We start from the raw sequence: 24,112 nt of genomic DNA, 5'->3' as shown, positions 1-24,112 counted from the left end.
CAGGTGCCATTGCGAGCGCGAGATATTATAGATGAAGTGACGAAAAGTCAATCATAATAGAGTGCGTAAAGCATGTTTATTTATGATCAATTTTGATGATCCGATAGGATCATCATAAATAAGAAGTTTTCCACAGCCCCTGTATAAAAAGTGAATAAAAGCATGGGAAAAGTAAATTAGATCGTAAATTGTGGTCGCGATCTGCTGCCAGTTTTGTTATGATCTCTAATCAAGCTTTAAAATAAAAAGCTATTTAAATCAGTCTGTTATTGTATTTATACATCGATATCAACAATTTTACAAAAATCAATCTTTTACTTGTGGATAAAGTGCATTCATAATAGTCGGTCTTGGGCTGCTTATTGAGCCATTTAAACGCAATACAGGTGTGATTTTTGAATCATTATTGATGTGCGGGAATAAAAATTATATCTCTGGGAGTTTTACTGTGTATCTGTCGGTTTGGCAAAGTTGTTTATATGTATTGCAAGATGAATTGCCTTCGCAGCAATTTAGTATGTGGGTCAGACCACTTCAAGCAGAAAGTACCGAAGATACCTTGACGATTTATGCGCCTAATCGTTTTGTACTTGATTGGGTAAGAGAAAAGTACCTAAATAGAATAAATGAGTTACTGGTTGAAATTTGTGGTGTAGAAGCCCCTGAATTACGCTTTGATGTAGGCAGCAAGCCGCTATTAAATGCACAAGCTGCGCCGGTAGTTGAAACACAATCAGCACCAAGTACGCAAGCAACGGCAAAACAACAACCACGAGAACAAAAGCCAGTTGTTGAGCCCGCTCCTAAATCGGGTTATAAATCAAACATTAAAGAAAACTATACCTTTGACAGTTTTGTTGAGGGTAAATCTAATCAATTAGCAAAAGCGGCTGCCACTCAGGTAGCAGATAATCCTGGCTCTGCATTTAACCCTGTTTTTATTTACGGTGGTACGGGCTTAGGTAAAACGCATTTATTACATGCGGTAGGCAACGGTATTATGGCCAATAAGCCAGATGCTAAAATTGTGTACATGCATTCAGAACGCTTTGTGCAAGACATGGTTAAAGCACTGCAAAATAATGCGATTGAAGAGTTTAAGCGTTATTACCGCAGTGTTGATGCACTCATGATTGATGACATTCAATTTTTTGCTAATAAAGAACGTTCACAAGAAGAGTTCTTTCATACCTTTAATGCATTATTAGAAGGTAACCAGCAAATTATTTTAACCTCTGACCGTTATCCTAAAGAGATAGAAGGGGTTGAAGATCGCCTTAAATCTCGTTTTGGTTGGGGATTAACTATCGCGATTGAGCCGCCAGAGCTTGAAACACGCGTTGCCATTTTGATGAAAAAAGCTCAGCAAAGTAAAATTAATTTACCGCATGAAGTGGCATTTTTTATCGCTAAAAAATTACGTTCAAACGTACGTGAACTTGAAGGGGCTTTAAACCGTGTAATTGCTAATGCAAACTTTACCGGCCGCCCAATTTCTATCGACTTTGTAAAAGAAGCACTGCGTGATTTACTCGCACTGCAAGATAAGCTAGTCACCATAGACAATATTCAACGTACGGTAGCAGAATACTATAGAATACGTGTGTCTGATTTACTGTCTAAGCGCCGCAGTCGCTCTATAGCAAGGCCGCGCCAAGTTGCCATGGCATTATCTAAAGAACTCACTAATCACAGCTTACCTGAGATTGGGGATGCCTTTGGTGGGCGTGACCATACAACAGTACTGCACGCGTGTCGCAAAGTTAAATCATTACGTGACGAAAGCCACGAGATTAAAGAAGATTACCAAAATTTAATAAGAACATTGTCATCTTAGGGCTGACTTTATTATGCAAATAACAATATCAAGAGAACAATTTTTAAAACCATTGGTGCAAGTATCGGGTGCCATAGAGCGTAAGCATACGTTACCTATTTTATCTAACGTATTACTCGTGGTAGAAAATGGCCAGCTTTCAATGACAGGGACCGACCTTGAAATTGAATTAGTGGCGAGCGTGTTTGTAGGTGATGATGTTGCCGATACCAAGCTCACATTACCGGCTAAAAAATTACTCGATATTTGTAAAAGTTTACCGGATGGTTCTGATCTTACTTTAAGCTTGCAAGACCATCAGCTACTTTTAACCAGTGGTAAAAGTCGTTTTTCATTGACCACATTAGCGGCTGAAGATTTTCCTAATTTAGAGCAGTGGGATGGTGAAGTTGAATTTCAACTAACGCGTTTAGAGTTACGTAAATTACTTGAAAGCACGCACTTTTCAATGGCAAACCAAGATGTGCGTTATTACTTAAACGGCATGTCGTTTGAAGTTGATAACAGCGATATAAAAACAGTCGCCACTGATGGGCACCGTTTAGCGATTGCACAAAAGCAACTAGGTCAGTCATTAAATACACAGCGCCAATTAATTATACCGCGCAAAGGCGTGCAAGAAATTATGCGCCTAATGGTTGCCGACCAAGAGTTAGTGACTATTCAGTTTGGTGCTAACCACATCCGTATTATTGATATTGAATTTACTTTTACGAGTAAATTAGTTGATGGCCGTTTCCCTGATTACCGTCGTGTTTTACCTCGCGGTGGCGATAAAGTAATTACAGCTAACAGAGAATGGTTACGTAATGCATTTCAACGCGTATCGATTTTATCGAACGAAAAGTTTCGTGGTGTACGTTTAAATTTATCAAACGGTTTATTAAAAATTACGGCTAACAACCCAGAGCAAGAACAAGCTGAAGAAGTGGTCGAAGTAATGTACGAGGGCGATGACTTAGAAATAGGGTTTAATGTGTCTTACGTGCTTGATGTATTAAATACATTAAAAACTGAAGATGTGTTATTTACACTTGCCGATTCAAATAGCAGTGCACTAATAGAAGGTGCAGGCGATGAAGAAGCGATGTACGTCGTTATGCCTATGCGTTTATAAGATCATAAATACATAATGAGCTTAAGTCATTTGAGCCTCAAATATTTTCGTAATATTGAGGCGCTGACGCTAGAACCAGTTAACGGCGTTAATATAATTTATGGTGAAAACGGCAGCGGAAAAACCAGCCTTTTAGAGGCTATATATTACCTTTCTCACGGCAAATCTTTTCGAACTTCTAAACATAAAAGTATTATTGCACACCAGCAAGATCAGTTTGTTATTCATGGCCGCAAAGCGTTATACGATTTATCTATCCCTATTGGTATTAGTAAAACCCAAGCGGGTGAAACCAATTTAAAAATCCAGGGTAAGGCGAGTCGGAAAGTATCTGAACTTGCCCAGTTAATGCCGGTACAAATAATAACACCAGAAAGCTACTCACTATTTTTTGGCGGTCCTAAGGAGCGTAGAAAGTTTTTAGACTTAGGTTTGTTCCACGTGGAACATGAGTTTTTTTTCTTATGGCAATCGTTTAATAAAGTGCTTAAACAACGCAACGCCTTATTAAAATCTAAGCCTAAGAATTATTTTGACCAAATCAAGTTTTGGGACAAAGAATTTGTTAGACTGGCAGAACAAATAAATAAATTAAGAATCGCGTATATAACTAGGTTTAAGCAGCAATTTTTTGATAAAATGTGTGCAGAATTAACACTAATACGCGATTTAGAAATTAGCTTCAATGCAGGCTGGAAAGAGAGTGAATCTCTTTGTGATGCGTTAGAGCAAAGTTTTGAGCGAGATGCTCGCCAAGGCTTTACAAGTAAAGGCCCTCATAAGGCTGATTTTAGTTTTAGTGTCGCTGGCAGCAGTGTTGAGAATGTATTCTCACGCGGGCAATTAAAGTTATTGTTGTATGCGTTAAAAGTAACGCAAAATAGCTTAATTGAGTCAGAGACAGATAAGCAATCTATATTGCTAATAGATGATCTACCTTCAGAACTAAGCGAAGATACAAAAGAGAAAGTGGGCCAGTTATTGACTCACTGTAGTTCTCAAATATTTATTTCTTCAATTTTATCTGAAAGTATTTCTGCTGTGGTGGAACCCATGCAACGAGAACTAAAAATGTTCCACGTGAAACATGGCAACCTAATAACAAGATAAGTGGGATTAACCATGTCTGAGAATTATGATTCGTCGAGTATTAAAGTACTTAAAGGATTAGATGCAGTAAGAAAGCGTCCTGGTATGTATATAGGGGACACCGATGATGGTACGGGCTTACACCACATGGTGTTTGAGGTCGTTGATAACTCTATCGATGAGGCCTTAGCGGGTCACTGTGATGATATTTATGTCACTATTCACTTAGACGGTTCGGTATCTGTAAGAGATAACGGCCGTGGTATTCCTACTTCTATACATGAAGAAGAAGGTGTATCTGCAGCTGAAGTAATTATGACGGTGCTACACGCCGGTGGTAAGTTTGATGATAACTCTTATAAAGTATCAGGTGGCTTACACGGTGTTGGTGTATCGGTAGTAAATGCATTATCAGAAAAATTAAAACTAACCATTCGTCGTGAAGGTAAACTTCATGAGCAGTTTTACACTATGGGTGTACCTGATGCACCACTAGCTGTAATTGGTGATTCTGAAACAAATGGTACTGAAATTCGTTTTTGGCCAAGTGGCGAAACGTTCACTAACCTTGATTTTCATTACGATATTTTAGCAAAGCGTTTACGCGAGCTGTCGTTTTTGAATTCAGGTGTAAGTATCATATTAAGCGATGAGCGCGAAGAAAATAAAAGCGACCACTTTAAGTACGAAGGCGGTATCAGAGCATTCGTTGAATACCTAAACCGCAATAAAACACCAGTGCATAAAGGGGTATTCCATTTTACTCACGAACGTGAAGAAGATGGTATTAGTGTAGAAGTATCAATGCAGTGGAATGATGCATTCCAAGAAAACATTTACTGTTTCACAAATAATATTCCTCAACGTGATGGTGGTACTCACTTAGCTGGTTTTAGATCGGCGCTAACGCGTACGCTTAATAACTACATGGAAAAAGAAGGCTTTAACAAAAAAGCTAAAACAACCAGTAATGCAACGGGCGATGATGCGCGTGAAGGCTTAACTGCAGTTGTGAGTGTTAAAGTACCTGATCCAAAGTTCTCATCACAAACAAAAGACAAGCTAGTTTCTAGCGAAGTTAAGTCGGCAGTTGAGCAAGCAATGGCTGAAAAATTCACTGAGTTTTTATTGGAAAACCCATTGGATGCAAAAATTGTTGTTGGCAAAATTATTGATGCAGCACGCGCCCGTGAAGCAGCGCGTAAAGCGCGTGAAATGACACGTCGTAAAGGCGCTATGGACTTAGCTGGTTTACCTGGTAAATTAGCTGATTGTCAAGAAAAAGATCCAGCCCAATCTGAACTATACATAGTGGAGGGTGACTCAGCTGGCGGTTCAGCCAAGCAGGGTCGTAACCGTAAGAATCAAGCGATTCTTCCGCTTAAAGGTAAAATCTTAAACGTAGAAAAAGCACGTTTTGATAAAATGCTTTCTTCACAAGAAGTGGCAACGCTAATTACTGCATTAGGTTGTGGTATTGGCCGTGACGAATATAACCCAGAAAAACTACGTTACCACCGTATCATCATCATGACCGATGCCGACGTGGATGGTTCTCACATTCGTACCTTGCTACTAACGTTCTTCTATCGTCAAATGCCGGAAATTGTTGAACGTGGTTACATTTATATTGCTCAGCCACCTCTTTATAAAGTGAAAAAAGGTAAGCAAGAGCGCTATATTAAAGATGACCCTGCATTAGTTGATTACCTTACATCTTTAGCGCTAAGCAATGCAGCACTGTACACCAGTGATAGTGCTGAAGCGGTTGATGGTGAAGCATTAGAGTCAATTGTTCACGATTATCAAAACACGGTTAAAGTTATCGAGCGCTTAAAGCGTAAGTATCCGAACACAGTTATGAACCGTTTGATTTACCAAAGTGAGCTGAAAAAAGAAGACCTTTCAGACGAAGCTAAGGTAATTGCTTGGACTAAAGAGCTGGTTGATGATTTAATTGAACGTGATGAAGATGCAACTATTTTCCATGCGGGAACTGAGCACGATACAGAGCGTAACTTGTATTATCCAGTTGTGAATATTCGTCAGCATGGTGTGGATAAAGCACACGTACTTCATTATGACTTTATTACATCAAGAGACTACCAACGCATTGCTGTAACAGGTAAAAACATTGCTAATATCATCACAGAGGGTGCATATATCCAACGTGGTGAGAAAACAAAACCTGTTGATAACTTTGTGGATGCATTGGAATGGTTGATCGCAGAGTCTAAGCGCGGGATCTACATTCAACGCTATAAAGGACTGGGTGAAATGAATCCAAATCAGCTTTGGGAAACCACCATGGATCCTAGCGCACGCCGTATGTTGCAAGTAACAATTGAAGATGCTGTTGCAGCGGATCAATTATTTGCCACTTTAATGGGCGATCAAGTTGAGCCGCGTCGTGAGTTTATTGAAACGAACGCACTGCGTGTGGTTAACTTAGACGTATAAAACATTATCGTAATCACAAAAAAGGAGCCTTAGGCTCCTTTTTTATTTTTTCAAACGCACAAACTGCTTAAAACCTGAGTGTGCACAAGGTATACTGAGGGTAATTTTCACGCTACTTCTCAGATAGTAAAAAGCCAAAATATGCAAAAATATGACGTTAAAACCTTTCAAGGTTTGATCCTGGCTTTACAGGATTATTGGGCACAGCAAGGCTGTGTCATTATTCAACCACTTGACATGGAAGTGGGCGCAGGGACATTTCACCCGCAAACATTTTTAAAATCAATTGGCCCAGAGCCTATGTCGAGCGCTTACGTTCAACCGTGTCGTCGACCTACCGATGGTCGTTACGGTGAGAATCCAAACCGCTTACAACATTACTACCAATTCCAAGTGGTGTTAAAGCCATCTCCAGATAATATCCAAGAGCTTTATTTAGGCTCTTTAGCGGCGATGGGTATTGATACCCTCACTCACGAAGTGCGCTTTGTAGAAGATAACTGGGAATCACCAACGTTGGGTGCATGGGGACTGGGCTGGGAAATTTGGTTAAACGGCATGGAGGTAACCCAGTTTACCTACTTCCAGCAGGTGGGCGGCTTAGAATGCTCACCGGTCACAGGTGAAATTACCTACGGCCTAGAGCGTTTAGCAATGTATATTCAAGGCGTAGATAGCATTTACGACTTAGTATGGGCAGACGGTCCATTAGGGCGCGTAACCTACGGTGATGTATTCCATCAAAACGAAGTAGAGCAGTCTACTTATAATTTTGAACATGCAAACGTAGAAGACTTATTTGCACAGTTCGATAAGTGCGAAGCAGAAAGCCAAAAGTTAATTGAAGCAAACTTACCATTACCTGCCTACGAGCAAGTAATGAAAGCATCGCACGCATTTAACTTATTAGACGCACGTCATGCTATTTCGGTGACCGAGCGTCAACGTTACATTTTACGCGTTCGTGCATTATCAAAAGCGTGTGCACAAAGTTATTACGATGCACGTGAAGTGCTTGGTTTCCCGCTGTGTAAGGATAAGTAAGCATGTCAGCAGAAAATTTATTAGTAGAAATTGGCACCGAAGAATTGCCACCAAAATCACTTCGAAAATTAGCCGAAGCCTTTGCTGCAAACTTAACAGCAGAACTTGAAAGCTTAGAACTTGCTCACCAAGGTGTGAGCTGGTATGCATCGCCTCGTCGTTTAGGTTTACAAATAAAAGCGCTAGACGCTAAACAAAAAGACAAAGAAGTTGAAAAACGCGGCCCTGCAACTAAAGCGGCATTTGACGCTGAGGGCAACCCAACCAAAGCAGCCATGGGTTGGGCTCGTGGTTGTGGAATTGAAGTAAAAGATGCGCAAACACTCGAAACCGATAAAGGCGCGTGGTTATTACATATTGCTAAAGTAGCAGGGCAAGAAACCAAATTACTAATGGCTGATGCAATTAGTAAAGCGCTTGCTAAATTACCTATTCCTAAACCAATGCGTTGGGGCGCGAATAAAACACAATTTATTCGCCCTGTGCATACAGTCACTATTTTACTGGGTAGTGAGCTAATAGAAGGTGAGATACTGGGTAAGCAAGTGAGCAATCAACTGCAAGGCCATCGTTTTCATCATCCAGAAAAAATTAGCATTAACCATGCTGATGATGTGTTTGACGTACTTAAATCAGCTTACGTGATAGCTGACTACGAACAGCGTAAAGCACAAATTCGTACGCAAATAGAAGACGCAGCAAAAGCAGTTAATGCCGTAGTTGCTATGGATGAAGATTTACTTGAAGAAGTTACTTCATTGGTTGAATGGCCAGTAACGCTAACAGCTACATTTGAAGAAGCATTTTTAGATGTGCCAGCCGAAGCGCTTATTTACACCATGAAAGACGATCAAAAATACTTTCCGTTATTAGGTCAAAACGGCAAACTTTTAAATAAGTTTTTGTTTGTTTCTAACATCGAAAGTAAAGATCCAAGTGTGGTTATTTCTGGTAACGAAAAAGTAGTGCGCCCGCGTTTAGCTGATGCGCAGTTCTTCTTTGAAACAGATAAAAAGAAAACACTTGAAAGCCGACTTGAGTCGCTAGACAGCGTTTTATTCCAAAAGCAGTTGGGCACACTTAAAGATAAGTCACAGCGTATCAGTGAACTTGCCGGTTACATTGCAGAGCAACTAGGTGCAGATAAAGCACTAGCAGCGCGTGCTGGCTTATTAAGTAAAACCGATTTAATGACCGAAATGGTGATGGAATTTACCGACGTACAAGGTGTAATGGGAATGCATTACGCACGTCATGACGGTGAAGCTGAAGATGTCGCTGTTGCGCAAAACGAGCAGTACATGCCACGCTTTGCCGGCGATAACTTACCAACGAGTTTGATCAGCTGTGCAGTGGCTATTGCAGATAAGTTTGACACGCTGGTGGGTATTTTTGGTATAGGCCAAGCACCAAAAGGTGATAAAGACCCATTTGCACTTCGTCGTGCGGCCATTGGTGCATTACGTATCATGGTAGAAAAGCAGCTACCACTTGATATTTTAGACCTAGTTGCTAAATCACAAACCTTGTTTGGTGAAAAGCTGACTAACCTAAATGTATCAACCGATGTATTCGAATTTATGCTAGGGCGTTTCCGTGCTTGGTATCAAGATGAAGGCATTGAAGTAGATGTGATTCAAGCGGTACTTGCGCGTCGTCCAACGAAGCCTGTTGATTTTGACCGCCGAGTTAAAGCCGTGAGCCATTTTCGTACGTTAGACGCCGCAGAATCGCTTGCAGCCGCTAATAAGCGTGTAAGTAATATTCTGGCTAAGAATGACATTACAAGCCAAGGCAATGTCGATCAGAGCTTACTAAGTGACGACGCAGAAAAAGTACTGGCTTCTCAAGTTGCAAAATTTGCTACCGACTTAGCGCCACTATACAGCGACGGAAACTACCAAGAGGCATTAAGCCAATTAGCTGGCATTCGTGACAGTGTTGATAACTTTTTTGACAATGTCATGGTAATGGCCGACGATGAAGCGGTTAAGCAAAACCGCCTTGCGCTTTTAAGTCAGTTAAGTGGATTATTTTTAGAAATTGCAGATATTTCTGTATTACAAAAATAACAGCTAACAGCTATTAAAAAAGCCAGCATTATGCTGGCTTTTTAGTGTTTTATTTATATTAGTTAATAGAGGATTCACCATGAAGCTCCCAATGAAACGCATTTTCACGTTAGCCTTAGTGGGCTTATTGAGTGCTTGTACCAGCCAAATTTCAATTAACGACGTGTTGCCGCAGCAAGAATTGGATCGCAGTATTTATTTAAGAGGGGACTTCACATTATGGGATGCCGAACCTCAATATCAATTTAAACAAGTTGGGCCTGCGCTTTACCAAGCCCAAGTTAGGTTTTCGACCCCAGGCAAAGTGTACGAATTTAAAATAGCGGATGCAGATTTTAGTGAAGGTTTTAACTGTGGCTACAGCGATTCACAGCCATCAGGGCAAAGCCTAACACTCGGCCAATCAACACGCGCCGACTGTAATACCATTTATAATTACTTTAGCTACACACCCGCAATCAAAGGGTCGTATATAGTCAGCATTGATTTTAGTGACTACGATGAGCCGCAAGTAACGATTACGAAGAAGTGAATATTTTAAAGATTATTGAGCCCTAAAGTAAATTTATAGTGGGCTTAATCAACTTCTAAATTACAGAGTTTGTATATTCTTATGCTATAGTCCTTTCATATTACTGTTGTATTTAGTACAGAGCGAACACCATGTTAAGCAGCATTTTCATTCAAAACTTTAAATTGTTTTCCGACTCAAAATTCACATTGAACTCAGAGTTTAATTTGATTGTTGGTGTGAATGGTTGCGGTAAAAGCTCTCTTCTTAAAGCTGTAGCAATATCTCTAGCCGGCTGGGCTCATGCCTACATTAAGAGTAATGATAACCTGAGACCAATTAAATTTGATGAGGTTAGGGAGATCGAAAATAATGGACGTTTTGATAAGGCACAGACTACAAGAATTGAAGCATTTGGTGAGTTTCCTATTATTAATAGGTTTAATACTTTTACTTATGGAAAAGTAAAGTGGACACGAATTCGCTTTGAGGGAAATAGTGAGACGTATATAAGCGGGACTATTCAGTATCAAAATAGCGGTACTAAGACCTACAATGGGAAAGAGTATTCATTAAACCTTTCAACACTTGGAAGTGATGTACTCAACTACATCGAAAAGGGAACCAATTTTGATTTACCTTTAATTGCTTTTTATGAGTGTGATCGTCTGTGGATATCTAAAGATAAAATAGATATTGAAGATTCTGCAAAGAAGCAATATTCAAGGTTTGAACCTTATTTAGATTGTTTTCATACTGGAGCAGATGATAAATCTATTGCTGTTTGGTTACTGAAGCTTGAATTAGCAGAATTACAAAAGAAAATAAAGTCACCAATGAAAACGGCAATCGAATATGCTGCCAAAAAAGCTTTAGAAAGTTGTGTGGGATTTGGATTTGATTTTGATGAATCAAGGGTAATGGTTAGGTTTGAGGATGGAAGCTCTACACCATTTGAACACTTGAGTGACGGACAGAGAACAATATTAGGGCTTTTTTGTGACATAGCTAGAAGGGCTGCAATATTGAACCCTCATTTGGAAGAAAGAGTCTGCGAAAAAACAGAAGGAGTTGTACTAATTGATGAGCTTGATTTACACCTCCACCCAAAATGGCAAAGACGTGTAATTGAAGATTTGAGAACTGTATTCCCTAAAATTCAATTTATTTGTACAACACACTCCCCATTTCTAATTCAATCACTCAGATCAAGCGATGAACTAATAATGTTGGATGGTGAACCTTTGACTGAGTATTCGAATAAAGGGATTGAAGAGATTGCGAAAAATATGGGAGTAAAGCGACCTGATGTCTCTGTTCAATATGAGTTACTAAAAGAGGTCGCGCATAGCTTTTTAGAAACGTTAGATAATGATCGGCTTTCACCATCAGAATTTCATCAAAAATATCAAACTCAATTAGCTGAGTTAATTAAACCTTACTCTGATAACCCAGCTTATCAAGCTTTTCTAGAACGTAAATATACAGCTAGAACTGGTTTTGAATTATGAGACCAGTAAAAAAGGGTGCAACACCTGTTGCTGCATTTAATAGGTATGAAGACGCTTTTGACTACCTTTTAGATAGGGTGGGGATCGGCGAGTGGAATGGCATTAAAATTGGTCAGTACTGCAGCTATTGTGAAAGATGTATTCAGACTAATTTAGCTGTTGAACATATTGAGCCTAAAAGCGGTGATTTTGCAAAGCCCGAATTACAAAAAGAGTGGAGTAATTTCTTACTAGCCTGTGTGAATTGTAATTCCACTAAAGGAGCTAAAGAGGTCGATTTAAGATCTATTTTTCTTCCCGATAGAGATAATACCTTTAGAGCTATTCAATATAAGCAAGATGGAACTATCGAACCAAAAGATGGATTAAACGAGCATGATAAGCAACTTGCAATAAATACAATTAATCTATTAGGTCTAAATAATAGTATTAACTCTGATTTGAGTGGTGTTGCTAAGGATCGCAGGGTTCAAAGGCTAAATGTATGGATGATAGCGCTAAATGCATATGAAGACTTTCAAAACTGTGTTGACAAACAAGCCCTACAAAGAACTATTGTTCGAGAAATGCTATCAAATGGTTTCTTCAGTATTTGGATGAAGGTTTTTGAAGAAGAGATAAATATAAAAAAATTATTTATAGAGTCGGTAAAAGGAACTAAAGATAGTGGATGTTTTGATGAGTTTGGTGCAAGTGTTTCACAACATCCAAATGGAGATAATCTTGAATCAGGCGGTAAAATTTAGCTACAACCCTTTCTTCACTACATACCTATATGGTGCTTCATTGGCATCTTTAGCCACCAGCGTGTGATCCATAAATACACAAAAGCTGGGGATGTCACGGGTGGTTGATGGATCATCAGCGGTTATTAACAGTGTTTCACCGTCGTTCATTTTACGAATAGCAGCACGTACCATCATTACTGGCTCGGGGCAGCGAAGGCCAATGGCATCTAATTGGTGATCGGGATTATCAAAATTCATAGTACGTATGCCTGTAAATAGTTTTCAAATCTGTGACTTTACGAGTAGTCAGATTTTTTGTTGCGCCAAAGTTTAGCGTAATTTTAAGTATATATTAACTATTTTACTTAGATCTGGATCAGTTTAAACTTCAGTTTATTTATATCAACGCTAAATTATAAACCCGATCACAACAACACAAATCTAAATTGCGTTAGTATAGCGCTTTAAAATTTGGCAAATAAAAAAGGCGAACTAACTTGCGCTAGTTCGCCTTTTTAATCACCAAGCTGGTTTTACATATTCAACACTAATTAGTCTTGAACACGTTCAAATACAGTGGCAATGCCTTGGCCTAAACCAATACACATAGTTGCTAAACCGTATTTTGCGTTTTTGTCTTCCATTAAGTGAATAAGTGAGGTGCTAATACGTGAACCCGAACAACCCAGAGGGTGACCCAGTGCGATAGCGCCGCCATTTAAATTCACTTTTTCGTCAACCACATCCGCTAAACCTAAGTCTTTAAGTACGGGGAGTGATTGTGCTGCGAATGCTTCGTTAAGTTCAGCAACATCGATGTCATCAATAGTGATGCCAGCTTGTGCCAATGCTTTTTTACTTGCTGGTACTGGGCCGTAACCCATGATTGATGGATCGCAACCGGCAACGGCCATCGCGCGAATATATGCACGAATTGGTAAGCCAAGTTCTTTTGCTTTTTCTTCGCTCATCACTAACATAGCTGATGCGCCATCAGAAAGTGCTGAAGACGTACCCGCTGTAACAGAACCCGTAGCAGGGTTGAACACTGGGCGAAGTTGAGATAAGCCTTCAACGGTTGTTTCAGGGCGAATTACTTCGTCATCTTCAACTAGGATAAGTGAACCGTCAGCATCGTGACCTTCCATTGCTAAAATTTCGCGGCGGAAACGGCCTTCAACAGTCGCAGCGTGAGCGCGTTGATGCGAGCGGTAAGCAAACTCATCTTGTTGCTCGCGGCTAATACCGTGAAGTGTTGCTAAGTATTCAGCGGTTAAACCCATAGAGCCAGACGCTTGTGCAATTGATGTTGCTAAGCCTGGGTGAAAGTCATTACCGTGAGTCATAGGTACGTGCCCCATGTGCTCAACACCACCAATTAGGTAAGTATCGCCAGCGCCAGTCATAATAGCGCGAGCAGCGTCATGCAATGCTTGCATTGATGAGCCACATAAACGGTTTACTGTGGTTGCTGGCACTGAATGTGGAATGCCTGCAAGTAGAGATGCGTTACGTGCAACGTTAAAGCCTTGCTCTAATGTTTGCTGTACACAACCCCAATAAATATCGTCAATTGACGCAGGGTCAACTGCTGGATTACGTTCTAATAAGCCTTTCATTAAATGAGCGCTTAAGTCTTCCGCACGTTTGTTTTTAAATACGCCGCCTTTTGAGCGACCCATTGGTGTGCGGATACAATCTACAATTACTGGATTATTCATGATATTAACCTTCCACCTTATAGAAAACACGGCCTTCTTCAGCCCACTTGCGAGTTTGCTCTGATACTTGGTAAATCGCACCTAGGTGAGCGTATTTGTCTGCTGCTGCAACAAAGTTAGCTAAACCTGTTTGATCTAAGTAACGGAACGCGCCGCCTCTAAATGGAGGGAAACCAACACCGTATACAAGTGCCATATCAGCTTCTTGAGGAGAAGCAACAATGCCTTCTTGTAAACAAAGTAGCACTTCGTTGAGCATTGGGATCATACAACGGTCAATGATTTCTTGTTTATCAAATTCTTTTGGTGCGTCTGTAATTGGTGCAAGTAGTTCAATCGCTGTTTGGTCATGCGATTTTTTAAGACGACCACGACGGTCTGTTTCGTACTTGTAAAAACCTGCTTTGTTCTTTTGGCCAAAACGTTTTTCGTTAGCAAAAACAGTCACTGGATCTTTCTCTGCACGTGCCATACGTTCAGGGAAGCCGTCTGCCATTACGCCAGTACAATGGAAAGCCGTATCAATACCGACAACATCAAGTAGGTAAGCCGGACCCATAGGCCAGCCAAATACGTTTTCCATGATTTTATCTACTTTTGCAAAGTTAGCGCCTTCAACCACTAATTTGCTAAAGCCTGCAAAGTAAGGGAATAAAACACGGTTTACAAAAAAGCCTGGGCAATCGTTAACAACAATCGGCGATTTACCTAGTTTAAGTGCGTAATCAACCACGGCATTAATAGTTTTGTCTGAGGTTTTTGCACCACGGATAATTTCTACTAATGGCATTTTTGGTACTGGGTTGAAAAAGTGCATACCACAGAAGTTTTCTGGTTTTTCAAGTGCTTCTGCAAGTAGGTCAATACAAATAGTTGATGTATTTGACGTGAGCACAGTGCCTTCTGGCATATTCTTTTCAAGATCAGCAAGTACGGCTTGCTTCACTTTAGGGTTCTCTACTACCGCTTCAACAATAATGTTGGCGTTTTGTAGATCTGCATCGTTAAGCGTTGGTTTGATTTTGCTAAGCGTTGCTAGCATTTTTTCCATCGGCATATGGCCGCGCTTAACTTTTGCACCTAATAGCTTAGACGCTTCACCCATACCTAAATCAAGTGCATCCTGTTGGATGTCTTTCATTATGATTGGTGTACCTTTATAAGCAGATTGGTATGCAATACCGCCGCCCATAATACCTGCGCCTAAAACAGCAGCTTGTTTAATTTCTACATCGCTGTGCTTAGCAAATTTACGTGCTTTACCTTTAATGTATTGATCCGCTAAAAAGATACCTGTTTGCGCAGCTGCTTCGTTGGTACGAGCAAGCTTTGCAAAGTTGGCATTTTCAATTGCCATTGCTTCGGCGCGTGAGCAGTTTGCTGCCGCTTTAATAGTGCGAACGGCCATAACTGGAGCAGGATAGTGGCCTTTGGTTTTACCCATAACCATACCTTCTGCCATTGCAAAGCTCATGCCTTGCTCAACACGGTTTAATTTAAGCGGTTGTAATTTTATAGCGCGTTTTGCTTGCCAATCTAGCTTGCCAGCAATCGCCAACTCTAATGTTGCTATGCCTGACTCTTGTAGTTTGTTTGCACTAACTACTGCGTCAAATGCACCTACTTTAAGGGCATCAGCTGCGCGATTTTCGTTACCTGTGGTGATCCACATCATCGCGTTATCGGCACCAATAATGCGCGGAAGACGCACTGTACCGCCAAACCCAGGCATTATGCCTAATTTAACTTCTGGTAAACCGATTTTTGCTGAGTCACTTGCAACACGATAATCGGTAGCAAGTGCCCACTCACAGCCGCCGCCAAGCGCCAAGCCATTTACAGCGCTGAGTGTTGGGAATGGTAAGTCTTCAATTGCATCAAAAACGTCAGTTGCATCTTTGATCCACGTTACTAATTCTGCTTCAGGCTTAGTAAAAGTAGGTAAAAATTCGAAGATATCGGCACCAATAATAAAGTGGTCTTTATCACTGGTAAAAATCATGCCTTTAATATCAGTGTTAGCGGCTAATTCTTTTAATGCTGCCGCGCAATCTGAAAGAGTTTTTTGAGATAATGTGTTTACAGAACCTGTAGCACAAAACTTAAACTCGGCGATGTTTTCCTTCACGAAGCTAACTTCAAAGGAATCGCTTTTATATAACATTATTATTCTCCCTAGTTGATGAACTAAGACTGGTACGATGAGTTCATATTCAGACCAGTGTGCTTGCTTTAAATTAAAAATGCAACGAAAAATTTATCTTGGTTACAAACGTCTGGTTAAAATATAGCTGGTTTGGTGCTAAGGTGGGTTTGAAAGTTTTCTTTATTCATTTTATTGCGCTGTCTTAGTGTTCATAGCTTGGGTTTTATTAGAATAAATAGTACAGCTGTGTATGTGCTGTTGTTTACTTGCTCTTCGCCACACTTCGCCAGCCTTAAAGGTTACATGCCCTAAAGGACATTATGAAAAAATACTTATTAAGCGTAGCGGCAGCGACTCTATTTCTTTCTTTTACCTCTGCCAATGCGAAAACTGATATTGATGCATTTTTAGACGCTGAAAAACAGGCGCGCTATGGCAATTATCAAAATTTTAAAGAAGCGGTAGATTCATTGTCTCATCCGCTTAAACCGTATGTTGAAAAAGCATATTGGGAACGTTACCCCAGCTTAGCCCACCAAACAGAGATAGAAAATTTTCTCACTATTTATGAACATACGCCATTAGAGTGGCCAGTGCGTAAAGCATGGTTAAACTATTTAAAACGCAGAAATCAAAAAGCAGCGTTTATTAAAAACTATCGTGAAACCTCTGACAGTGAGCTTACTTGTACCCACCTTACTTTTCAGCTTGATCTTGGTGCGCCTAAAAAAGCAATACTCAATCAGGTAACCGACTTATGGACAGTGGGTGAGTCGCAGCCCAGTGAATGCGATGGCCTTTTTAAACGCTGGCGTCAAGATGGTTATTTAACGCCCGATGTTGTTTGGCAACGGGTCACTTTAGCGGCACAAGGTGGGTCTTATCGTTTACTGCCTTATTTAAAAACATTGTTGCCAGCCAATGAGCGCTACTTAGCCGATTTATACTCAAAAGTAAGACGTGACCCAAGTGCAGCGGCGGGGTTATACCGTTATAAGCGCAAAACAGTGAAAGAGGGTGAAATAGCGCTTTATGGTATTAAGCGTTTAATTTGGCGTGATAAAGAGTTGGCATTAAAGGCGTGGCAAAAAATTGAGGGGTTATTTGATTACACTGATGATGAAAAAGCGGATGTATATTATACCTTTGCGCTTTCATTGGCGTCGAGCGGCAATAGCCAAGCGAGCTTCTATTTAAATAAAGTACCTAAAGAGCGCCAAGATCGTAAATTAATGCAATGGCAGTTAGCTAATCTACTCAAAACCCAAGATTGGGAGGGAATTGCGGCATTTTTTACAGGTAAAGAAAATCTTAGCTTAGGGCAACAGTATTGGCTTGCTTATAGTTATGACAAACGCGCAGATCATGAAAAAGCCAAGGCAATTTGGACTAAAGTGGCCGCTAACCGTGATTATTACGGTTTTTTAGCCGCTGCGCGTTTGGGGATACCGGTTGACTTAAATGAGTTGCCCGTTAATGTAAATCAAGCTTTAGTAACAAGAGTGAGTAACGCACCGGGCTTTAAGCGTGCCAAAGCCCTGTATGAATTAGAGCGCTTTACTGCCGCTCGACGTGAGTGGAATTATTTAACTGATACCTCAGCTGATGATGAAAAATTAGCTGCGTCGGTACTTGCAGCCGAGCTGGATTGGTTTGATAGTACCATATTCACCCTAGCAAAAATAAAAGCATGGGATTATGTGGATTTGCGTTTCCCTTTTGCATTTCAAGAAATGTTTGAGCGTTACAGCAAGCGAAGCAAAATTGACCTAACTTGGAGTATTGCCATTGCACGTCGCGAAAGCTCATTTGCACCTGATGCGCGCTCTCATGCAAATGCACGCGGGTTAATGCAGCTATTACCAAGTACGGCAAAGTATATTAATAAAGGCACGGTTTCTAATCGTCGCTTGTATCAACCAAAAACCAACATTCGTCTTGGGACTCGTTATTTACAGTATTTAAAAAAGAAAAACCACGGCAATGAGGTGCTAGCTACAGCATCTTATAACGCTGGGTACCATCGTATTAAACGCTGGATACCTGAAGAGGCAATGCCGGCTGAGCTATGGGTTGAGCTTATTCCTTACAGAGAAACCCGAGATTATGTAAAAAATGTATTTGCTTATCGGCAGGTTTATCATACTCGCCTTGGTCGGGAGGGAAACCTTCTAGCCCCCATATTAGAAATGACGATGGGCGGATAGTAAAAATAAATCTACAACCACAGAGGGATATTTACACAGTAAGTATCCCTCTTTTTTGAGCGCTTTGTGTATAAGTGGTAGACTCAAAGCAAGTTAAATTTAACAGATGGGTTTATTATGGAAAAATTAGCCGTTTTATACGCCGAACATATTGCAACATTGCAACAGCGTACACGTACTATTTGTGAGCAAGAAGGGTTAGAAGGATTAGTCATTCATTCAGGCCAAGCTAAGCGCCAATTTTTAGATGATATGTATTACCCGTTTAAAGTTAACCCTCATTTTAAAGCGTGGCTACCGGTTATTGATAATCCACATTGCTGGATTGTGGTAAATGGTAGCGATAAGCCAAAACTTATTTTTTATCGCCCAATTGATTTTTGGCATAAAGTACCTGATGAGCCAAGAAATTTTTGGGCAGAATACTTCGATATTGAATTATTATTACAACCTGATCAGGTTGAAAAGCTACTACCTTACGATAAAGCTAAATTTGCCTACATTGGTGAATACCTCGAAGTAGCACAAGCACTTGGCTTTAGTATTATGAACCCTGAGCCAGTACTTAACTATATTCATTACCACCGTGCTTATAAAACGCAATATGAGCTTGAGTGTTTGCGTAATGCTAATCGCATTGCGGTTGATGGCCATAAAGCAGCGCGTGATGCGTTTTTTAATGGTGGTAGTGAGTTTGATATTCAGCAAGCCTACTTAATGGCAACGCGTCAAAGTGAAAACGAAATGCCATATGGTAATATTGTGGCCCTTAACGAAAACTGCGCTATTTTGCACTACACTTATTTTGAGCCAAAAGCACCACAAACGCATAATTCATTTTTAATTGATGCGGGCGCTAACTTTAATGGTTACGCTGCAGATATTACCCGTACCTACGACTTTAAAAAGCAGGGTGAGTTTGCTGACTTAGTTAACGCTATGACAGCGCATCAAATTGAGTTAGGAAAAAGCTTAAAGCCAGGTTTACTGTATGGCGATCTGCATATTGATTGTCATAACCGTATTGCTCAGCTATTAAGTGATTTTAATATTGTTAAACTACCGGCAGCGGAAATTGTTGAGCGTCAAATTACCTCAACTTTCTTCCCGCATGGCTTAGGGCATCATTTGGGTGCACAGGTTCACGATGTGGGTGGTTTTATGCGTGATGAAACAGGGGCACATCAAGCGCCACCAGAAGGCCATCCATTTTTACGCTGCACTCGCTTAATTGAGAAAAACCAAGTGTTTACTATTGAGCCAGGTTTGTACTTTATTGACTCTTTATTGGGTGATTTAGCACAAACAGATAATAAGCAGTTTATTAACTGGGAAAAGGTCGAAGCGTTTAAATCTTTTGGCGGTATTCGTATCGAGGACAATATTATTGTTCACGAAGATAGCCTAGAAAATATGACGCGTAATTTATTACTCGACTAAATCCTTATTAAAGACGAGTTAGCCAATACGCGCTAAAATAAACGGATACAAAGGGGCCTTTTGGCCCCACTTTTTTAATTAAAGCCTAAGTAAGTGCTATGTCTGAATATAAATACCCAGCCGAAACTGTATTTCATCAAGAAGAAATTAAAAAAAGTACCTTTATCGTTCACATAGGTCACACGCCCGATCTAAATGCTGCGAAAGCCTTTATTAAAAATATTGAAGAAAAATACAGCGATGCACGCCACAATTGCTGGGCACATGTTGCAGGTAACCCAGGGGGCAGCCATGTTTATGGTTTTTCTGATGACGGGGAGCCCAATGGCACCGCCGGTAAACCCATGCTCAATGTGCTAGTGGGCTCAGGCTTAGGTGAAGTGACCGCTGTGGTAACACGTTACTTTGGAGGTATAAAGCTCGGTACGGGTGGGCTGGTGCGTGCTTATGGTGGTTCACTCAATAATGCCTTAGCAAAACTACAAACCGTGGTGAAAGTGCCGAGTGCTGAGCTGGTGGGCTTTAGTGAATACAGTATGCAAGGGGCGATAGAGCAACATTTAAAAACGAACTTTCAGGTACTTAATATTGAAAAGCAGTTTACTGCAAATATTGAGTGGACTATTACCATTGATAGTCGCCAAGCGCAGCAAGCCATCAAAGATATTTTTGATTTAAGCCACGGCGCAGTTGAGTTAACAATCAAAGAGTAATAGTCTTACATTCATCCCATTTAATGGTTAAACATTAAATTTTCGAGTCATACAGTAGTTATTTTAATTTACTAATAAAAAAGCGATACGCTCAATGCAATTTCGTACCATCATAAAAATTCTTGGCCAATTGGTTGCGCTATTCAGTATTACTATGGTGCCACCAGCGCTAGTGTCTTTAATTTATAAAGATGGTGGAGGGGTGCCGTTTGTTTTAGCCTTTATATTCAGTGTTGTTATTGGCTTAATGGCTTATTACCCAAATAGGCATGAGCATGGCGATTTAAAAGCCCGCGAAGGCTTTTTAATCGTGGTTTTATTTTGGCTGGTACTCGGTACGTTTGCCTCCTTACCGCTGGTATTTTTACAAGAACCCAATCTCTCTTTAGCCGATGCCGTGTTTGAAGCCTTTTCTGGCTTAACCACTACAGGAGCTACCGTACTGACAGGCATAGAGTATCTGCCTAAATCGATATTGTTTTATCGCCAACAATTACAGTGGTTTGGTGGTATGGGGATCATTGTATTAGCGGTAGCAATCCTGCCAATGCTTGGCGTAGGTGGTATGCAGTTGTATCGGGCTGAGATTCCAGGTCCCGTAAAAGATTCCAAAATGACCCCGCGTATAGCCGACACTGCTAAACACCTTTGGTATATTTATGTGTCTATTACCCTTGCATGTACTTTGGCGTATTGGAGCGCTGGAATGAGTTGGTTTGATGCAATTTGCCATGCTTTTTCTACGGTGGCTATTGGTGGTTTTTCTACTTATGACGCTTCAATGGGGCATTTTGATAGCCCAGTAATTAACTTTATTTGTGTGTTCTTTTTAATTATCGCGGCCATTAACTTTTCACTGCATTATGCTGCTGTAGCGAGTCGTAATATTAGTGTCTACATTCGTGACCCTGAATTCAAAGTGTTTCTATGTATTCAGCTCGCGCTGGTGGTGATTTGTTTCACGGTACTTTCATCTCACGATGTTTATGCCAATGGCGATGAAACCCTCGATCAGGCATTGTTTCAAGCTGTATCTATGAGCAGCACCGCAGGATTTGCCACAGATAACTTTTCTGCTTGGCCTTTGTTTTTACCTATTTTATTAATATTCTCTAGTTTTATTGGTGGCTGTGCTGGTTCAACTGGCGGCGGTATGAAAGTAGTGCGCGTGTTTTTACTTTATCTACAAGGGGTGCGAGAGCTAAACCGCTTAGTGCATCCTCGAGCTATATACTCTATAAAGTTAGGACGAAAGGCGCTACCAGATAAAGTAGTTGAAGCAGTATGGGGTTTTTTCTCGGCTTATGCATTAGTCTTTATTATTATTATGTTAGCGTTAATGGGCACCGGGTTAGACAATATAACGGCATTCTCAGCAACGGCAGCGTGTTTAAATAACCTTGGGCCTGGTTTAGGTGATGTTGCTTCTCATTATGGCGCTATTACCGATACTGCAAAATGGATATTAACCGTGGCAATGGTATTTGGTCGTTTAGAGATATTTACACTATTAGTGCTATTTACCCCAACATTTTGGCGTGGATAACGTTTTAAATATTAGGAAAGAACTATGCAAAAAACCAATTTGGAAAAGTTAAGCCAAATCGTCACAGGTGGCATGGTCGATTTAGAAATACTGACACCAACCAGTAGCCGACGCGTAAAAACAGAGTTTATAGGCTTATTAGAAAAAAAGTTTATTATTCTAAATTACCCCAATGCAAAACGGCTCCCCATGGCAAGTGATTATTTACGCGATGGTGTGATGGTGGTGGTAAGAGCGCTTATAGAGGGCAGTGGTGGGCATGTACTAGCGTTTCGTCAGCAGCTTATGTCTGTAGCATCTCACCCGGCTAAGTTATTGTTTATCGACTATCCATCACAAGTACAGTTATTTGAGCTGCGCTCGCAAGCGCGTATACCGACGCTGTTTCCTGCCAAGTTAAAATTATCGGATGATCGCCCCTCCTTTGAAGGTGTTATAAAAGATATTTCGTTAACGGGTGTTATGTTTGATATTAAAACAACCCAAGAAATTGACGACATTAAAGATATGCGTTGTATTGTAGTCTTTGATGAAGATACAAAGCACGAAGGGCAAATATGCAGCGTGAAAAAACATGCTAAAGGTATATATTGCGGAATTCGATTATTTGCCAGTGAAGAGCAAATGAAAACCCTGATGGGAGATCACTTCATTGACCCTAGTGCACTTGAATTTGAAATTGTATAAGGCCTGTTATCTTTCGACGCTGAACATTTTACAATTCTAAAATATCAACAAGCTCTAACATTTTCGCTCTTTTGCAACAAATAGCCATGTGTTGTTGTTATTTTTAAAATCTATTTCAAATTTATTTTATAAATTTATTAAAAACAATTAGTTAAATATGTTTTTTTATTCTAATTTTTTGTTTATAACAAAATTAAACTTAACTCACCTTCCTTTTTGTTTATTTAATCCTCTTTTTTAGCGATTGCTCATCGACTGTGTGGGGCTTTCCTTAAACTCAACTCTTTGATTTTTATTGTTTTAATTTTATTGCCTCATCTACTGTTGCTAAAAAGCAACAAAATAACGAGTTAAATAGCGCCATTTTCAGCTAGTTGCAGGTTAATTTATTGAAAATTATAGTTTTTATATTATTGGCATCGAAGTTGTAATAGTCAGGCTGTATAGAACGAAACGTGATTTAAAGTAAAACACTTAATCGCATAAAACATAAACTTTGAAGGAAGATAGATTATGAAAAGCATTAATAAAACTTTAGCACTTATCGCATTGGCTTCTTCATCAGCTGCTTTTGCAGCAAGCGACTTTGATAAGCTAGACGTTGACGGCAACGGCGCGATCAGTCAAAGCGAAGCATCAGTTGATGCAAAACTAATGAGCATGTTTTCAGAGCTTGATACAGACCAAAACGGTGAGCTATCAAAAGAAGAGTTCTCTAAAGCATAACCCTAAGCTATTAAAGTTTTGGGAGTTAAAAGCTCCCCCATAATTTAAACGATTTTAAGGAATACTCATTATGAAAACATTACACAAAACATTTGCACTTATCGCTCTTGCTTCTTCATCAGCTGCCTTTGCAGCGAGCGACTTTGACACACTAGATACTGACGGTAACGGCGCTATTAGCCAAAGCGAAGCATCGGTTGATGCAAAATTAATGAGCATGTTCTCAGAGCTTGATACTGACCAAAACGGTGAGCTATCAAAAGAAGAATTTTCGAAAGCATAAGACAAGTCTAAGTATATTCTGAGTTGCCAAAGACAACCTAAATAGGCAAGGAAGCCTATGAAAGAGAATAACAAGGACTGTGATAGCCAGACACAATTTTTTGATAGACCATTGCATTACATTTTGAAGGATTAAATTATGAAAACATTACACAAAACATTTGCACTTATCGCTCTTGCTTCTTCATCAGCTGCCTTTTCAGCGAGCGACTTTGACACACTAGATACTGACGGTACCGGCGGGAGTAGCCTCAGCGAAGGGTCGGGGCAGGCCT

19 protein-coding genes are annotated in these 24,112 nt (G+C 40.2%); 16 read left to right on the top strand and 3 right to left on the bottom strand.

Features of this window, described 5'->3' with window-relative positions; all coding sequences use genetic code 11:
* Nucleotides 1-448: 448 nt before the first annotated feature.
* From dnaA to CWC30_RS01090, 9 genes are all read left to right on the top strand, one after another.
* The gene (dnaA, locus tag CWC30_RS01130; RefSeq protein ID WP_008467048.1) at nucleotides 449-1,837 is read left to right on the top strand and encodes a chromosomal replication initiator protein DnaA; all 1,389 of its coding nucleotides are present in this window, start codon (nucleotides 449-451) and stop codon (nucleotides 1,835-1,837) included.
* Between the two features lie 13 nt (nucleotides 1,838-1,850).
* Nucleotides 1,851-2,954, top strand: a complete 1,104-nt coding sequence (dnaN, locus tag CWC30_RS01125; protein WP_008112965.1) for a DNA polymerase III subunit beta — start codon at nucleotides 1,851-1,853, stop codon at nucleotides 2,952-2,954.
* A gap of 15 nt (nucleotides 2,955-2,969) precedes the next feature.
* Nucleotides 2,970-4,064 (top strand): DNA replication/repair protein RecF, encoded by a 1,095-nt coding sequence (recF, locus tag CWC30_RS01120; RefSeq protein ID WP_028834900.1) that lies wholly within the window; start codon nucleotides 2,970-2,972, stop codon nucleotides 4,062-4,064.
* A gap of 12 nt (nucleotides 4,065-4,076) precedes the next feature.
* Entirely contained in the window at nucleotides 4,077-6,503 is a 2,427-nt protein-coding gene (gene gyrB / locus CWC30_RS01115; RefSeq protein ID WP_138626201.1) for a DNA topoisomerase (ATP-hydrolyzing) subunit B, read from the top strand.
* A 141-nt stretch (nucleotides 6,504-6,644) separates the two neighbouring features.
* On the top strand, nucleotides 6,645-7,547 hold the full coding sequence (glyQ, locus tag CWC30_RS01110) for a glycine--tRNA ligase subunit alpha (RefSeq protein WP_138626200.1): 903 nt from the start codon (nucleotides 6,645-6,647) through the stop codon (nucleotides 7,545-7,547).
* Between the two features lie 2 nt (nucleotides 7,548-7,549).
* Nucleotides 7,550-9,619, top strand: coding sequence for a glycine--tRNA ligase subunit beta (gene glyS, locus CWC30_RS01105; RefSeq protein ID WP_138626199.1), 2,070 nt, complete (start codon nucleotides 7,550-7,552; stop codon nucleotides 9,617-9,619).
* A 79-nt stretch (nucleotides 9,620-9,698) separates the two neighbouring features.
* Entirely contained in the window at nucleotides 9,699-10,151 is a 453-nt protein-coding gene (locus CWC30_RS01100) for an early set domain-containing protein (RefSeq protein ID WP_024601485.1), read from the top strand.
* Nucleotides 10,152-10,282: 131 nt separating this feature from the next.
* Nucleotides 10,283-11,641, top strand: coding sequence for an AAA family ATPase (locus CWC30_RS01095; RefSeq protein WP_138626198.1), 1,359 nt, complete (start codon nucleotides 10,283-10,285; stop codon nucleotides 11,639-11,641).
* Nucleotides 11,638-12,387 (top strand): HNH endonuclease, encoded by a 750-nt coding sequence (locus tag CWC30_RS01090; protein WP_138626197.1) that lies wholly within the window; start codon nucleotides 11,638-11,640, stop codon nucleotides 12,385-12,387. The genes CWC30_RS01095 and CWC30_RS01090 overlap by 4 nt, the downstream gene beginning before the upstream one ends.
* On the opposite strand, the gene tusA is transcribed toward CWC30_RS01090, so the two are convergent.
* The 3 genes from tusA to fadB all read right to left on the bottom strand — a co-directional run bounded on the left by tusA (nucleotide 12,388) and on the right by fadB (nucleotide 16,254).
* Entirely contained in the window at nucleotides 12,388-12,627 is a 240-nt protein-coding gene (gene tusA / locus CWC30_RS01085; protein WP_138626196.1) for a sulfurtransferase TusA, read from the bottom strand.
* A gap of 293 nt (nucleotides 12,628-12,920) precedes the next feature.
* A complete protein-coding gene (fadA, locus tag CWC30_RS01080; protein WP_138626195.1) occupies nucleotides 12,921-14,090 on the bottom strand; it encodes an acetyl-CoA C-acyltransferase FadA in 1,170 nt (389 codons plus the stop codon).
* Nucleotides 14,091-14,094: 4 nt separating this feature from the next.
* Complete coding sequence (gene fadB / locus CWC30_RS01075; RefSeq protein WP_138626194.1) at nucleotides 14,095-16,254, bottom strand: fatty acid oxidation complex subunit alpha FadB; 2,160 nt, start codon at nucleotides 16,252-16,254, stop codon at nucleotides 14,095-14,097.
* A gap of 302 nt (nucleotides 16,255-16,556) precedes the next feature.
* Between fadB and CWC30_RS01070 the strand changes: the two genes are divergently transcribed.
* The 7 genes from CWC30_RS01070 (at nucleotide 16,557) to CWC30_RS01040 (ending at nucleotide 23,838) form a co-directional block, all read left to right on the top strand.
* Nucleotides 16,557-18,443 carry a lytic transglycosylase domain-containing protein gene (locus tag CWC30_RS01070; RefSeq protein WP_138626193.1) on the top strand — a complete coding sequence of 629 codons (1,887 nt, stop codon included), beginning with the start codon at nucleotides 16,557-16,559 and terminating at the stop codon, nucleotides 18,441-18,443.
* A 117-nt stretch (nucleotides 18,444-18,560) separates the two neighbouring features.
* The gene (gene pepQ, locus CWC30_RS01065) at nucleotides 18,561-19,883 is read left to right on the top strand and encodes a Xaa-Pro dipeptidase (protein WP_138626192.1); all 1,323 of its coding nucleotides are present in this window, start codon (nucleotides 18,561-18,563) and stop codon (nucleotides 19,881-19,883) included.
* 98 nt (nucleotides 19,884-19,981) lie between these two features.
* Nucleotides 19,982-20,596 carry a YigZ family protein gene (locus tag CWC30_RS01060; protein WP_138626191.1) on the top strand — a complete coding sequence of 205 codons (615 nt, stop codon included), beginning with the start codon at nucleotides 19,982-19,984 and terminating at the stop codon, nucleotides 20,594-20,596.
* Between the two features lie 94 nt (nucleotides 20,597-20,690).
* Nucleotides 20,691-22,142 (top strand): TrkH family potassium uptake protein, encoded by a 1,452-nt coding sequence (locus CWC30_RS01055; RefSeq protein WP_069438500.1) that lies wholly within the window; start codon nucleotides 20,691-20,693, stop codon nucleotides 22,140-22,142.
* A gap of 24 nt (nucleotides 22,143-22,166) precedes the next feature.
* The gene (locus CWC30_RS01050) at nucleotides 22,167-22,829 is read left to right on the top strand and encodes a flagellar brake domain-containing protein (protein ID WP_036980743.1); all 663 of its coding nucleotides are present in this window, start codon (nucleotides 22,167-22,169) and stop codon (nucleotides 22,827-22,829) included.
* 513 nt (nucleotides 22,830-23,342) lie between these two features.
* Complete coding sequence (locus CWC30_RS01045) at nucleotides 23,343-23,555, top strand: EF-hand domain-containing protein (RefSeq protein ID WP_036980745.1); 213 nt, start codon at nucleotides 23,343-23,345, stop codon at nucleotides 23,553-23,555.
* Between the two features lie 70 nt (nucleotides 23,556-23,625).
* Nucleotides 23,626-23,838 (top strand): EF-hand domain-containing protein, encoded by a 213-nt coding sequence (locus CWC30_RS01040; protein ID WP_013463659.1) that lies wholly within the window; start codon nucleotides 23,626-23,628, stop codon nucleotides 23,836-23,838.
* The last annotated feature ends 274 nt before the right edge of the window (nucleotides 23,839-24,112 follow it).

It is taken from the genome of Pseudoalteromonas sp. S4741, assembly GCF_005886135.1.
GTDB lineage: Bacteria > Pseudomonadota > Gammaproteobacteria > Enterobacterales > Alteromonadaceae > Pseudoalteromonas > Pseudoalteromonas tetraodonis.
The sequence above is the reverse complement of the archived record's forward strand: the minus strand, read 5'-3'. Positions and strand labels throughout refer to the sequence as shown.

Bases quoted from the DNA above. Each gene is read 5' to 3' on its own strand.
- dnaN (WP_008112965.1), top strand. From the start codon at position 1,851: ATGCAAATAACAATATCAAGAGAACAATTTTTAAAACCATTGGTGCAA.
- recF (WP_028834900.1), top strand. From the start codon at position 2,970: ATGAGCTTAAGTCATTTGAGCCTCAAATATTTTCGTAATATTGAGGCG.
- gyrB (WP_138626201.1), top strand. From the start codon at position 4,077: ATGTCTGAGAATTATGATTCGTCGAGTATTAAAGTACTTAAAGGATTA.
- glyQ (WP_138626200.1), top strand. From the start codon at position 6,645: ATGCAAAAATATGACGTTAAAACCTTTCAAGGTTTGATCCTGGCTTTA.
- glyS (WP_138626199.1), top strand. From the start codon at position 7,550: ATGTCAGCAGAAAATTTATTAGTAGAAATTGGCACCGAAGAATTGCCA.
- CWC30_RS01100 (WP_024601485.1), top strand. From the start codon at position 9,699: ATGAAGCTCCCAATGAAACGCATTTTCACGTTAGCCTTAGTGGGCTTA.
- CWC30_RS01095 (WP_138626198.1), top strand. From the start codon at position 10,283: ATGTTAAGCAGCATTTTCATTCAAAACTTTAAATTGTTTTCCGACTCA.
- CWC30_RS01090 (WP_138626197.1), top strand. From the start codon at position 11,638: ATGAGACCAGTAAAAAAGGGTGCAACACCTGTTGCTGCATTTAATAGG.
- tusA (WP_138626196.1), bottom strand. From the start codon at position 12,627: ATGAATTTTGATAATCCCGATCACCAATTAGATGCCATTGGCCTTCGC.
- fadA (WP_138626195.1), bottom strand. From the start codon at position 14,090: ATGAATAATCCAGTAATTGTAGATTGTATCCGCACACCAATGGGTCGC.
- fadB (WP_138626194.1), bottom strand. From the start codon at position 16,254: ATGTTATATAAAAGCGATTCCTTTGAAGTTAGCTTCGTGAAGGAAAAC.
- CWC30_RS01070 (WP_138626193.1), top strand. From the start codon at position 16,557: ATGAAAAAATACTTATTAAGCGTAGCGGCAGCGACTCTATTTCTTTCT.
- pepQ (WP_138626192.1), top strand. From the start codon at position 18,561: ATGGAAAAATTAGCCGTTTTATACGCCGAACATATTGCAACATTGCAA.
- CWC30_RS01060 (WP_138626191.1), top strand. From the start codon at position 19,982: ATGTCTGAATATAAATACCCAGCCGAAACTGTATTTCATCAAGAAGAA.
- CWC30_RS01055 (WP_069438500.1), top strand. From the start codon at position 20,691: ATGCAATTTCGTACCATCATAAAAATTCTTGGCCAATTGGTTGCGCTA.
- CWC30_RS01050 (WP_036980743.1), top strand. From the start codon at position 22,167: ATGCAAAAAACCAATTTGGAAAAGTTAAGCCAAATCGTCACAGGTGGC.
- CWC30_RS01045 (WP_036980745.1), top strand. From the start codon at position 23,343: ATGAAAAGCATTAATAAAACTTTAGCACTTATCGCATTGGCTTCTTCA.
- CWC30_RS01040 (WP_013463659.1), top strand. From the start codon at position 23,626: ATGAAAACATTACACAAAACATTTGCACTTATCGCTCTTGCTTCTTCA.